This window comes from Candidatus Pseudomonas auctus (assembly GCF_048654275.1).
Classification (GTDB): Bacteria; Pseudomonadota; Gammaproteobacteria; order Pseudomonadales; family Pseudomonadaceae; genus Aquipseudomonas; species Aquipseudomonas pharyngis.
The window spans coordinates 1-12,597 of record NZ_JBJYZK010000016.1; the positions used below are offsets into that span (position 1 = coordinate 1).

Here is a 12,597-nt window from a genome sequence, read left to right on the forward strand (position 1 = left end):
TCCCACGGTCCGTACTGGCTAGAGTCGGAATCGAGCTTTTAGTCCCGCCCACCCCTTCAAGTCTAAACATACAAGCGAGCCTGCTCGCGAAAGCGTCGGGTCAGAAACCGCCGAGCTCAAGGGCTGACGTGGTAGGGATTGCGCGGATCATGATTCCAGTCCAGAAACGGCTTGCCCGTTTCCATCGGCACCATCTCGATGCAATCCGCCACCGGACAAGTGATCTGGCACAGATTGCACCCCACACACTCATCATCGATCACTTCATATTTATGCGTGCCATCGGCCTGTTTCAGGCTGCTGATCGCCTGGTGTGAAGTATCCTCGCAGGCAATGTGGCAACGCCCGCAACCGATGCACGCCGCCTGGTCGATCTTCGCGATGACTTGATAGTTGATGTCCAGGTACTTCCAGTCCGTGGTGTTGCCCACCGCGCGCCCGGAAAACTCGGCAATGCTGGCGTAGCCTTGACTGTCCATCCACCGCGACAGGCCATCCTTCATCTCATCGACAATCCGGAAGCCATGCAGCATCGCCGCCGTGCACACCTGTACCGCGCCGCTGCCCAGTGCGATGAACTCCGCCGCGTCACGCCAGCTGCCAATGCCGCCGATGCCGCAGATCGGCAGGCCCTGGGTCTGTGGATCACGGGCGATTTCCGCGACCATGTTCAACGCGATCGGCTTCACTGCCGAGCCGCAATAACCGCCGTGGGTGCTTTTGCTGCCGACGGTGGGCAGGGCGACCATGTGTTCGAGGTCGACGCTGGTGATCGAATTGATGGTGTTGATCAGCGACACCGCATCGGCGCCGCCCCGGTGCGCAGCGCGGGCGGCGACGCGGATGTCGGTGATGTTCGGCGTCAGTTTGACGATCACCGGCAGCGAGCAATAGGTCTTGCACCAGCGCGTCACCTGCTGGACGTACTCCGGCACCTGACCGACCGCCGCACCCATGCCACGTTCCGGCATGCCGTGTGGGCAGCCGAAGTTCAATTCGATGCCATCGGCGCCGGTGGCTTCCACCAGCGGCAGGATGTGTTTCCACGACTCTTCGACGCACGGCACCATCAGCGAAACGATCAGCGCGCGGTCCGGCCAATCCTTTTTCACCTGGGTGATTTCCCGCAGGTTGATTTCCAGCGAGCGGTCGGTGATCAGTTCGATGTTGTTGATGCCCAGCACTTCGCGGTTGTTGCCGTAATGCGCCGAATAACGCGAAGACACGTTGACCGCCGCCGGGTCTTCACCCAGGGTTTTCCAGACCACGCCACCCCAGCCGGCTTCGAAGGCGCGGACCACGTTGTAGGCCTTGTCGGTCGGCGGCGCGGAGGCCAGCCAGAACGGATTGGGGGCTTTGATACCGGCGAAGACAATCGAGAGATCGGCCATTTACGCAGCCTCCACGTTGAGCATCAGTTGAGCGTTGATCGCCTCGGCGGCGCGCTTGCCGTGTTGCACCGCTTGCACGGTCAGGTCCTGATCGAGGCTGGTGCAGTCGCCGCCGGCATACACGCCGGGGATGCTGGTGCGCAGGTTTTCATCGACCTGAATCCGTTCGCCCTGACGCTTGAGTTCGCGGGCCAGTGGGTCGGCGAGGGCGCTGCCGTCGAAGGCCTGGCCGATGGCTTTGAAGATCGCATCGGCGGCCAGCTCGAAAGTCTCGCCAGTGGTTTGCAGGCGACCTTCCACCAGATGGGTGCGGGCGAAGCGCATGCCACGCACCTTGCCTTGAGCGTCGAGCAGCACTTCATCCGGTTGCGCCCAGGTCAGCAGCCGCACCTGATTGGCCTTGGCGATGTCCTGTTCGTGGCCGGTGGCGCCCATGTCCGCTGCGCCACGGCGATAGACCAGGTTGACGTCGCGGGCACCGAGGCGGGCCATTTGCACGGCCATGTCGATGGCGGTATTGCCGGCGCCGAGGACGATGCAGCGCTCGGCCAGCGGCAGTTGCGACAGGTCGTCGGCCTGACGCAGTTCGCGGATGTAGTCGGTGGCGGCGAGCAGGCCGGGGGCGTCTTCGTGGGACAGGCCGAGTTGCTTGCTCGCATTGAGACCGAGGCCGAGGAACACTGCGTCGAACTGTTGATGCAGTTCGCTCAAAGTCAGGTTGTCGCCGAGTTTCTGTCCGTGGCGGATTTCGATGCCGCCGATCTGCAGGAGGAAATCCAGCTCCTTCTGCGCGTAGTCGTCGACCAGTTTGTACTTGGCGATCCCGTATTCGTTGAGCCCGCCAGCCTTCTCCCGCGCTTCGAAAATCACCACGTCATGCCCGTGCATCGCGCTGCGATGTGCGCAGGACAAACCCGCCGGGCCGGCACCGACCACGGCGATGCGTTTGCCGGTGGCGGCGGCGCGCTGGAACGGGTGTTCGGTGAAGTGCGCGTTGTCCACGGCATAACGCTGCAGCAGGCCGATCAGCACCGGCGCGCATTCGTGGGCGTTGTTGCGCACGCAGGCTTGCTGGCAGAGGATCTCGGTCGGACAGACCCGGGCGCAACTGCCGCCGAGGATGTTCGCCGAGAGGATTTTCTGCGCCGCGCCGGGCACGTTGTCCTGATGGATATTGCGGATGAACGACGGAATGTCGATCTCGCTCGGGCACGCGTTCACGCACGGGGCGTCGTAGCAATACAGGCAGCGCGAGGCTTCCAGATGCGCCTGGCGGTCGTTGAGCGGCGGCGCCAGATCGGTGAAATGGCCGGCGAGGGTGGCCGCACTTTCGTGTGGGTGCGGGAGATGGTTCAAGGTCTCGATCACGGTTTTTTGCCTCACGGTTATTTGAGGTTTTCTGCCTCTGTCGGGCAGTGGTTTTTTGTGGTGTTTGAACTGGCCTCATCGCCAGCAGGCTGGCTCCCACATTTGGAATGCGTACACCTGTGGGAGCTAGCCTGCTAGCGATGGCCGAAGGCCTGAATTTCAGCGTTTAACCGCAACCGGCCTGTGCAACTCCGCCCGCTTGCTCAGCAAATCAAACACCGCCGGATACGCCGGCCGTTCGATATAGCGGCCTGCGCCACGCTCGGCGCGCAGGTCGCCGTCGGTCCAGACCACCCGGCCCTGGCTGACGGTATGGCTCGGCACACCGGTCACGGTCTTGCCTTCGAAGATGTTGAAGTCCACCTGCTGATGGTGGGTCTTGGCGGAGATGGTGCGGGTGCCTTGCGGGTCCCACAGCACCAGGTCGGCATCGGCGCCGACGCGGATCGCGCCTTTGCGCGGGTAGAGGTTGAAGATCTTCGCGGTGTTGGTGGAGGTGAGGGCGACGAAGTCCTGCATCGACAACCGCCCCGAGTTCACCCCTTCATCCCACAACACCGCCATGCGGTCTTCGATGCCGGCGGTGCCGTTGGGGATCTTGCTGAAATCGTCGCGGCCGGCGGCTTTCTGCTCGGCGCAGAAGCAGCAGTGGTCGGTGGCGGTGGTGTGCAGATTGCCGCTCTGCAAGCCATGCCAAAGCGCGTCCTGATGCCCGCGCGGACGGAACGGCGGGCTCATCACGTAACCGGCGGCGGTCTGCCAGTCCGGGTGCTGGTAGACACTGTCGTCCAGCAGCAGATGCCCGGCCAGCACTTCGCCGTAAACCGGTTGGCCCTTGCTGCGGGCATAGGTGATTTCGTCGAGGGCTTCCTTGGTCGAGACGTGCACCAGGTACAGCGGCGTGCCGATGGTTTCAGCGATCCGGATTGCCCGGCTCGCGGCTTCGCCTTCAACCTGCGATGGCCGCGACAGTGGATGCGCTTCCGGCCCGGTGATGCCCTGGGCCATCAACTTGCGTTGCAGGTGATAGACCAGCTCGCCGTTTTCCGCGTGCACGGTCGGCACCGCGCCGAGTTCCAGGCAGCGCTCGAAGCTCGCCACCAGCGTGTCGTCGGCGGCCATGATCGCGTTCTTGTAGGCCATGAAATGCTTGAAGCTGTTGATCCCGTGATGGCTGACCAGCTCGGCCATTTCCTCCCGCACCTGCTCGCTCCACCAAGTGATCGCGACGTGGAAGCCGTAGTCGGACGCGGACTTCTCCGCCCAGCCGCGCCACTGGTGAAAGGCTTCGAGCAGCGACTGCTGCGGATTGGGAATCACGAAATCGATGATCGAGGTGGTGCCGCCGGCCAGGCCAGCGGCGGTGCCGCTGTAGAAGTCTTCGCTGGCTACGGTGCCCATGAACGGGAGTTGCATGTGGGTGTGCGGATCGATGCCGCCGGGCATCAGGTACTGGCCGCTGCCGTCGAGCACTTCGGCGCCGGCGGGAACGTCCAGGTTTTCACCAATGGCTTTGATCACGCCGTCAGCGCAATAGACATCGGCGCGGTAACTTTCATCATGGGTAACAACGGTGGCGCCACGGATCAACAGAGACATTCCGAGTTCCTCGCAGGCATGACCGACTTGTGCCGGTTCTAGTGTTTTATTGTTCGCAGCGCCGAATGCGTAATCTTGTCAGCGCTGTCAGGAATAGACGCTAGTCGCAGTTCTGCAATTGATCAAGATTATTTTTTATAAGCTTATTACTGTTTTAAAGCATTGAAAAATAAAGATAAAAATACAAAATCACCAAAATGGTGAGGCCCTTCACCATTTTGACGCACTTGACAGGTTGGAAATATGAGCAAGATTTCCTATGTGAAATCAGCCGCTTGAAGTTGAGCGGAGAGTGACGCGTCCTGAAGAAAAATAATGCAGTGCACCAGATTGAGTCCTGACAGTTCGGACAACTTGCCTGGCATTTAGCCTGAGTGTTCAGTCAAGTTTCGCGGCCTCACAAGGTGAATAATTAAAACTGATAAACATCAGTAAGTTGCAGGAAATAGAAAGCACGGCCCGATGCGAAGCGGGGCACCCGGCACGTTTATTGATGCCGCCGCTGACACCATGGCCGGTGCATTAAGGTTGTCAGTTCCTCCGGCCATCGTCCGGCCCGCACCTGCGTGTGCAGCCGCCTGATGAGCAAAAAATAATCAGAAGAACAGTGGAGCGGCCATGCAACAGAACAGATCGCAAGTGACCGAGCGCGACGGCTTGTTCGAACTCGAAGCCGGCAGCGACGTCCTCGACAGTCCCCGATACAACCACGACATGGCACCGACCAAGGTGCGCGAACGAACCTGGAACAAATGGCACATCACCGCGCTGTGGGTCGGCATGTCGATCTGCGTGCCGACCTACACCCTCGGCGGCGTGCTCACCGCGTATTTCGGCCTCACCGTCGGCGAGGCCTTGCTGGCGATTTTGTTTGCCAACGTCATCGTCCTGATTCCCCTCACACTCAACGCGTTTCCCGGCACCAAGTACGGGATTCCGTTTCCAGTGTTGCTGCGCTCGTCGTTCGGGATTCTCGGCTCCAATGTGCCGTGCCTGATCCGCGCGCTGGTGGCGTGCGGCTGGTTCGGCATCCAGACCATGTTCGGCGGGCTGGCGATTCACCTGTTTCTCGGCTCGGTGTTTGACGGCTGGAAATCCCTCGGCGGGACGGGAGAGGTGATCGGTTTCATGGTCTTCTGGGCGCTCAACCTGTGGGTGGTGATCCGTGGCGCCGAGTCGATCAAATGGCTGGAAACCCTGTCGGCGCCGCTGCTGGTGGCGGTCGGCATCGGGTTGCTGGTGTGGGCCATGCCCAATGTGTCGATGACTGAATTGCTGGCGATCCCGCCGAAGCGTCCCGAAGGCGCGAGCGTGGTCAGCTACTTCGCCGCCGGCCTGACGGCGATGGTCGGTTTCTGGGCCACCCTGTCGCTGAACATTCCTGACTTCAGCCGTTATGCCCGCAGCCAGAAGGATCAGATCCTCGGGCAGATTTTCGGTCTGCCGCTGACCATGTTCCTGTTCGCCGCACTGGGCGTGGTGATGACCGCCGCCTCGGTGAAACTGGTGGGCGTCAGCGTTTCCGATCCGGTGACGTTGATCGGCCATATCCAGAGCCCGGTGTGGGTCGCGGTGGCCATGGCGCTGATCATCATCGCCACGCTGTCGACCAACACCGCCGCCAACATTGTTTCGCCAACCAACGACTTCCAGAACATCGCGCCCAAGGTGATCAACCGCACCAAAGCGGTGATCCTCACCGGGTTTGTTGGTCTGGCGCTGATGGGCCATGAGCTGCTGAAAAAGCTTGGCTTGATCGTCTCCGATGTCAGTCTGGAAACCGTGTATTCGAACTGGCTGCTGGGCTATTCCAGTCTGCTCGGACCGATTGCAGGGATCATGGTGGTGGACTATTTCCTGATCAAGAAACAGCAACTGGACCTGGCTGGCCTGTACCGCGACGACGTGTACCCGGCGTGGAACTGGTCCGGATTCATCGCGTTTGGCGTGCCGGTGGTGCTGACCCTGCTGTCGTTGGGCAGCAGCGCATTCAGCTGGTTCTACAGCTACGGCTGGTTCACCGGCTCGGCGCTGGGCGGGTTGATCTATTACGGGTTGTGCGCGATGCGTGCGCAGCCTTCTGTCGCGAAATCACCGGTGTGATGGAGGGCCTTATCGCGAGCAGGCTCGCTCCCACAATTGGAATGCGTTCCCCTGTGGGAGCGAGCCTGCTCGCGAAGACGGCCTGACTAACGCCGGAGATGTATCCGAAGAAACTCATAAGAAAACTGCCTGAGGAGATCCCCATGAACGCAGCCGTAGACGTTCTGCAATCGACCCATCAGCACATCAACCGCGACCGCTTATGGGCGTCGCTCATGGAGCTGGCGAAGCTCGGCGCGACGGTCAAGGGCGGGGTCTGTCGCCTGGCCCTGACCGACCTCGACCGCCAGGCCCGTGACCTGTTCGTGCAATGGTGCAAGGACGCCGGTTGCAGCGTCACGGTCGATGAAGTCGGCAACATCTTCGCCCGCCGCCCCGGCCGCAACCCGAACCTGCCACCGGTGATGACCGGCAGCCACATCGACACCCAGCCCACCGGCGGCAAGTTCGACGGTTGCTTCGGCGTGCTCGCCGGGGTCGAGGTGCTGCGCACCCTCAACGACCTCGGCGTGGAAACCGAGGCACCGCTGGAAGTGGTGGTCTGGACCAATGAAGAAGGCTCGCGCTTCGCCCCGTGCATGATGGGCTCCGGCGTGTTTGCGGAAAAATTCACCCTCGAAGAAACCCTGGCCAAGGTCGATGCCGACGGCATAACGGTTGGTGAAGCGCTGAACGCCATCGGCTACGCCGGACCGCGCAAGGTCAGCGGGCACAAGGTCGGCGCCTATTTCGAAGCGCACATCGAGCAAGGCCCGATTCTTGAGGACGAACAGAAAACCATCGGCGTAGTACTCGGCGCACTGGGGCAGAAGTGGTTCGACCTGAAACTGCGCGGCGTCGAAGCCCACGCCGGTCCGACCCCGATGCACCTGCGCAAGGACGCTCTGGTCGGCGCCTCGGTGATCGTCGGCGCGGTCAATCGAGCGGCGCTCGGCCACCAACCCCACGCCTGCGGCACGGTCGGTTGCCTGCAAGCCTATCCCGGCTCACGCAACGTCATTCCCGGCGAAGTGCGCATGACCCTCGATTTCCGGCATTTGGAACCGGCACGCCTCGACTCGATGATCGCCGAGGTCAAGCAAGTCATCGAAGCCACCTGCGAAGAACACGGCCTGACCTATGAACTGACCCCGACCGCCGACTTTCCGCCGCTGTACTTCGAAAAAGGCTGCGTCGAAGCCGTGCGCGGCGCCGCCAAAGGTCTGGGCCTGTCGCACATGGACATTGTCAGCGGCGCCGGCCACGACGCGATTTTCCTCGCCGAACTGGGCCCGGCGGGGATGATTTTCGTGCCGTGCGAAGGCGGTATCAGTCACAACGAAATCGAAAACGCCGCGCCGGACGATCTTGCGGCCGGATGCGCGGTGTTGCTGCGGGCGATGCTGGCGGCTTCGGCGGCGGTGGCGGGCAAGCAACGCGCGGCGTAAAGCCAGGGTTGGGTAGTCAAGAGACTGTGGCGATCTGGCAGATCGCCACAGACACCCGGCTCAAGTTGTTCTTTTGTGGCTCAGCTCTGCCTTGCGCCGTTCCTTGCCATCCGGGCTGCCGATGTTCAACAGCCTTCTTTCGATCATCACGTTTTCCAGTGCCTGCCGCTCTGCCGGGTCCATCTGGTGTTCGCGCTTTTTCAGCTCCAACAGAATGGGTGTGGACCACGTGCGATAGGTCCGTTCGGTAATACGGTCGCTCGTCATTTGTCTCTCCTTGATCAGATGCCCGGCCGCAGGCGCGGACACAATCCGTCGAGGTACTAACGTTAGACGAGAAAGCCGCGAGGCGCGAATAGTCAACGCTCAATCGTGGTTGGCACGATCACAACCGTCCGCGGTCGTAAATTTCACATGCGCGAACTTGTGGAGAATCAATGAGCCGGGACGTCCTGACCACCGAAACCAATCGCCGTCAGTTGCAGCAAATCATTGCCGGGCTGTCCGACGGGGTGATTCTGCTGGAGATCGACCAGACGATTCTCTGGGCCAACGAGGCGGCGCTGACGATGCATGGCGTCAGCCGCATCGGCGAGCTGGGCAACAACGCCGGGGAATATGCCGAGCGCTTCAATCTGCGGTATCGCAACAACCACGCGCTGGCACCGGAGCAGTACCCGATCTGCCGTGTGGCCGCCGGCGAAACCTTCAGCGACGTGCTGGTCGAAGTCTCCCCGTGCAGTGACGAGGAACGCACCTGGGTACACAGTGTGCGCAGCATGGTGCTGACCGATCGCGATGGCGAGGTCGAGTCGCTGGTGCTGATCATGAGCGACGTCACCGATTGGGCCAACGCCGAGCAGCGCTTCGAAAAAACCTTCAATGCCAACCCGGCGCCGGCGGTGATCTGCCGCCTCAGCGATCTGCGTTATATCAAGGTCAATCCGGGGTTTCTGGAAATGACCGGTTACGCCCGCGATCAGGTGATCGGCGCCTCGACCTATGAGCTGGACATTCTCGAACGGGCCGAGCGCAAGGATCTGGCGATCCAGCGCCTGCGTGATGTCGCGACCATTCCGCAGATGCAGGCCGAACTGCGTCTGCCGGACGGTGGCAGCAAACAGGTTATCGTCGCCGGCCAGCCGTTGGTGCTCAACGACGAAGACTGCATGCTGTTTTCGTTCGTCGACATGGAGCCACGGCACAAGGCCGAGGTCGCCCTGCGCCAGAGTGAGGAGCGGTTCGCCAAGGCCTTTCGCCTGACGCCGGTGCCGATCCTGATTTGCAGTGCCGACGAGCAGCGGCTGATCGATGTCAACCAGGCCTTCCTCGATACCTTGGCTTACGACAGCGACGACGTGCTCGGCAAGACCGTCGCGCAACTGGACTTCATCGATGAAAAGGCTGAGCGCGCCCGCTTGCTGGCGGCGCTGGAGAAGACCGGCCGGGTCGATCGCGCCGATATGCGAATCCGCAAGAAAAACGCCGAAGTGCTGGAGTGCGCGGTGTCCGCTGACACCGTCAACATCCAGAACACAGTGTGCTATCTGCTGGTGCTGATGGACATCACCGAGCGCAAGCACACTGAGCTTGAACTGGTGGCAGCGATTGAAGAGGTGATGAAGGATGCGTCGTGGTTCAGCCGCACGCTGATCGAAAAGCTGGCCAATGTGAAGAAGATCAACTCGCCGCAGTTGCCCAGCGTTTCGTTCACCGATCTCACCGCCCGCGAGCGCGATGTTCTGGGGCTGATCTGCGAGGGGCTGGCGGACAAGGAAATTGCTGCACGGTTGAAACTGGCGCCGAATACAGTGCGCAATCATGTGGCGACGGTTTATTCCAAGCTGGATGTGCACAGCCGCAGCGAGGCAATTGTCTGGGCCCGCGAACGGGGGTTGTTCTCGGGGAGCAGCCGGGGACAGCGCTAAGGTGCAAATGCACTAGTTCATGAGGTGCAAATTCGGGTGTCTGACAAGGCAGGCTGTTCTTAGGCTGGTGGGGTGCGATGCGGGTTTCGTTCGTGATCGTGTCCCTTCCGTCGTTGTTATTGGATCAGACCATGAATGTGTTGTTTGTCATTGAACCTGGCGTGTTGCGTCGATTTTCGGAGCTGGCGCGATGATTTATCTGACGCAGTTGCGGGCGCAACTTGAGCGTAGTTTTTCGCCGTTGGCTTGTGAGTGTGTGGTGGATGGGGATCATTCCCTTACTGTGAAGTTGTATCACCCGGCTTCAGGGCAGGTTGATCTGGTGATTAGTGGGTTGAGTCTGGATGCCTTGCGTACTTCGGAAGCGGTGGATGCTTTGGTTGATGAGTTGCGGTATGAGCTTGAGAGTAACTCGTTGCGAACGCCGGGGTGAACTTGGCGGCCTCTGGGCCGACCTGGTTCATGGGGTTTTTGGGTGAATATCCGATTCTTCGGGTGTTGCGGCTGGCGGTTCCGCTCTTACAGCGGGTCACTTTGGCAAACGCCCCAAAGTAACCAAAGGTCTTGTGCCCTGACGTACGGCCCTCGCTGTGGCTCGGGTTCCTTCGCTCCGGGATTGATCCGGGGGCATCGCCTACGGTTTGCTTCGCTGCACCTCCTCTCGATGTGTTTGGCTTCGCCAAACGGTCGCTGCGCTCCCACCCCCGGATCAATCCCTCCACTCAGCCTGCCGACGGGGCCAGCACGTCAAAAGCCTTTCTCGAGCTAACGCTCATCGTGGTGAGTGGTGAGTGGTGAGGAGCGAGGAGCGTAGGGCCGATTTTGATCGTTCCCAGGCTCCGCGTGGGAATGCAGCCCGGGACGCTCTGCGTCCCAATCCGACTTTCACCTGTGGGTGATGGCTTGTCGGCGGTGGCGTTGGATCAGTCGACTCATTCCGAAAATCGACAGCAAATCCTGCCAGTTCGAGCCATTTCACTGGCACTCACCCCCCACTGGTCTATAAGGAATGAGTGGTTCGGTTTCCATAACCGGGCGTTGTCCTGCTCGGCGACGGGAGTTTTCTTCCATTCATCGCGGGTCATCCTATGAACAATCCTGGGAAACGCGTGTGTGCTTCGTTGTTGTCGGCTTTCGGTCTGGTGCTGCTCAGTGGTTGCGCCAGTCCTCCACCCTCTCCGCCGGCAGCACCGCCTCCGCCACCTGAGCGCACTTGTCAGGTCATGGAAAATACCGAGGTCGCCGGTGATGCCTATGCCGACGGGCAAGTGACTCGACACATCACCAAGACCCGTTGCGTCACTCAATAAGCCGGGCGCCGTTGAAGGCGCGGGTCGAGTGGATTGTGCTGGTGGCCGATCTGGTTGGCACCGCAGTCTTTGCCGTGGAAGGCGCGATTGCGGCGATGCGCAGTCAGCTCGATCTGCTCGGGGTGATGGTGATTGCGTTTATCGTCGCGCTCGGTGGCGGGGTGACGCGTGATCTGTTGATCGGTGCTACGCCGCCCAAGGCTGTGGCGGACTGGCGCTATCCGGCGCTGGCATTTGCCATGGGCGGGGTGGCGTTTGTTTTTCATGAACTGGTGCTGGGCTGGTCCGGTTCGACGCTGATCGTGCTGGATGCGGCGGGATTGGCGCTGTTTGCCGTGGCCGGGGCGCAGAAGGCGTTGAATTTCGGGATCTCGCCGTTTGTGGCCATGTTGATGGGCACGATTACCGGGGTCGGTGGCGGGGTGCTGCGTGACATTGTGCTGGCGCGGGTGCCGGTGGTGTTGCAGGCGGATTTGTATGCCAGCTCGGCGTTTGTCGGGGCGGCAGTGTTGATCGTCGGGCGCAGGCTGGGTGTGCCACCGGTGGCGGCTGCGTTGCTGGCCGGGGCGGCGTGTCTGTTGTTGCGGTTGTTGTCGGTGCATTTCGGCTGGCAGTTGCCGAAGGTTCTGGAGGCATGAAGAGGGCAGCCCTCGGGCTGCCCTTTTCTTTTGCGTCAGAAGCGGCTCAGGACAGGAATCCGCCGTCCACGTTCAGCGACACGCCGGTGGTGTAGCTCGAGGCATCGCTCGCCAGGAACAGCACGGCGCCGGCCATTTCGCTCGGGTCGGCGACGCGTTTGAGCGGGATCTGTGTCAGGGCCTGTTTCAGGATCGCGTCGTTCTTAACCAGGGCCGAGGCGAATTTGGTGTCGGTCAGGCCCGGCAGCAGGGCGTTGCAGCGGATGCCGAACTGCGCGCATTCCTTGGCGAAGACTTTGGTCATGTTGATCACCGCAGCCTTGGTCACCGAGTAGATGCCCTGGAAGATCCCCGGCGAGATGCCGTTGATCGAGGCCACGTTGATGATGCTGCCGCCGCCGTTTTCGCGCATCAGCTTGCCGGCTTCCACCGACATGAAGAAGTAGCCGCGGATGTTCACGTCGACAGTTTTCTGGAAGGCGCCAAGGTCGGTGTCCAGCACGTTGCAGAACTGCGGGTTGGTCGCGGCGTTGTTGACCAGGATGTCCAGCCGGCCGAACTGTTCTTTGATTCCGGCGAAGACCTGGCTGATCTGTTCCATTTCGCCGATGTGGCAGGCGATCGCTGTGGCCTTGCCGCCGTCGGCGATGATGGCATCGGCCACGTGCTGGCAGCTTTCGAGTTTGCGGCTCGAAACGATGACATGGGCGCCTTGTTGGGCCAGCAGTTTGGCGATGGCCTCACCGATGCCGCGGCTGGCGCCGGAGACGAAAGCGATCTTGCCGTCGAGGTCGAACAACTGAGTCTTGGACATGGGATTCCCTTGTAGTAAG

General features: G+C 61.2%; 10 protein-coding genes. 5 read left to right on the top strand and 5 right to left on the bottom strand.

What is annotated here, in order from left to right; all coding sequences use genetic code 11:
- Positions 1-116 precede the first annotated feature (116 nt).
- From preA to hydA, 3 genes are all read right to left on the bottom strand, one after another.
- A complete protein-coding gene (gene preA, locus ACKUG4_RS23970; protein ID WP_445434968.1) occupies positions 117-1,391 on the bottom strand; it encodes an NAD-dependent dihydropyrimidine dehydrogenase subunit PreA in 1,275 nt (424 codons plus the stop codon).
- A complete protein-coding gene (locus tag ACKUG4_RS23975) occupies positions 1,392-2,759 on the bottom strand; it encodes an NAD(P)-dependent oxidoreductase (protein ID WP_445434969.1) in 1,368 nt (455 codons plus the stop codon).
- Positions 2,760-2,918: 159 nt separating this feature from the next.
- Entirely contained in the window at positions 2,919-4,358 is a 1,440-nt protein-coding gene (hydA, locus tag ACKUG4_RS23980; protein WP_445434970.1) for a dihydropyrimidinase, read from the bottom strand.
- Positions 4,359-4,976: 618 nt separating this feature from the next.
- On the opposite strand from hydA, the gene ACKUG4_RS23985 reads away from it, so the two are divergent.
- Together ACKUG4_RS23985 and ACKUG4_RS23990 are read left to right on the top strand one after the other, a co-directional pair.
- Positions 4,977-6,461, top strand: coding sequence for an NCS1 family nucleobase:cation symporter-1 (locus ACKUG4_RS23985; RefSeq protein WP_445434971.1), 1,485 nt, complete (start codon positions 4,977-4,979; stop codon positions 6,459-6,461).
- A gap of 143 nt (positions 6,462-6,604) precedes the next feature.
- Positions 6,605-7,888 (top strand): Zn-dependent hydrolase, encoded by a 1,284-nt coding sequence (locus ACKUG4_RS23990; RefSeq protein WP_236189072.1) that lies wholly within the window; start codon positions 6,605-6,607, stop codon positions 7,886-7,888.
- 60 nt (positions 7,889-7,948) lie between these two features.
- Here ACKUG4_RS23990 and ACKUG4_RS23995 read toward each other — a convergent pair whose 3' ends face one another.
- Complete coding sequence (locus ACKUG4_RS23995) at positions 7,949-8,155, bottom strand: hypothetical protein (RefSeq protein ID WP_039767201.1); 207 nt, start codon at positions 8,153-8,155, stop codon at positions 7,949-7,951.
- 170 nt (positions 8,156-8,325) lie between these two features.
- Here ACKUG4_RS23995 and ACKUG4_RS24000 point away from each other — a divergent pair, with 170 nt between their 5' ends.
- From ACKUG4_RS24000 to ACKUG4_RS24010, 3 genes are all read left to right on the top strand, one after another.
- Entirely contained in the window at positions 8,326-9,816 is a 1,491-nt protein-coding gene (locus ACKUG4_RS24000; protein ID WP_134333889.1) for a helix-turn-helix transcriptional regulator, read from the top strand.
- Between the two features lie 190 nt (positions 9,817-10,006).
- On the top strand, positions 10,007-10,249 hold the full coding sequence (locus ACKUG4_RS24005) for a DUF1652 domain-containing protein (RefSeq protein ID WP_039767197.1): 243 nt from the start codon (positions 10,007-10,009) through the stop codon (positions 10,247-10,249).
- An 861-nt stretch (positions 10,250-11,110) separates the two neighbouring features.
- Positions 11,111-11,764, top strand: a complete 654-nt coding sequence (locus tag ACKUG4_RS24010; RefSeq protein ID WP_236189071.1) for a trimeric intracellular cation channel family protein — start codon at positions 11,111-11,113, stop codon at positions 11,762-11,764.
- Between the two features lie 46 nt (positions 11,765-11,810).
- Here the strand turns inward: ACKUG4_RS24010 and ACKUG4_RS24015 are convergent, their stop codons facing one another.
- The gene (locus ACKUG4_RS24015) at positions 11,811-12,578 is read right to left on the bottom strand and encodes an SDR family oxidoreductase (RefSeq protein ID WP_445434972.1); all 768 of its coding nucleotides are present in this window, start codon (positions 12,576-12,578) and stop codon (positions 11,811-11,813) included.
- Positions 12,579-12,597: the final 19 nt, after the last annotated feature.

Bases quoted from the DNA above. Each gene is read 5' to 3' on its own strand.
- preA (WP_445434968.1), bottom strand. From the start codon at position 1,391: ATGGCCGATCTCTCGATTGTCTTCGCCGGTATCAAAGCCCCCAATCCG.
- hydA (WP_445434970.1), bottom strand. From the start codon at position 4,358: ATGTCTCTGTTGATCCGTGGCGCCACCGTTGTTACCCATGATGAAAGT.
- ACKUG4_RS23985 (WP_445434971.1), top strand. From the start codon at position 4,977: ATGCAACAGAACAGATCGCAAGTGACCGAGCGCGACGGCTTGTTCGAA.
- ACKUG4_RS23990 (WP_236189072.1), top strand. From the start codon at position 6,605: ATGAACGCAGCCGTAGACGTTCTGCAATCGACCCATCAGCACATCAAC.
- ACKUG4_RS23995 (WP_039767201.1), bottom strand. From the start codon at position 8,155: ATGACGAGCGACCGTATTACCGAACGGACCTATCGCACGTGGTCCACA.
- ACKUG4_RS24000 (WP_134333889.1), top strand. From the start codon at position 8,326: ATGAGCCGGGACGTCCTGACCACCGAAACCAATCGCCGTCAGTTGCAG.
- ACKUG4_RS24005 (WP_039767197.1), top strand. From the start codon at position 10,007: ATGATTTATCTGACGCAGTTGCGGGCGCAACTTGAGCGTAGTTTTTCG.
- ACKUG4_RS24015 (WP_445434972.1), bottom strand. From the start codon at position 12,578: ATGTCCAAGACTCAGTTGTTCGACCTCGACGGCAAGATCGCTTTCGTC.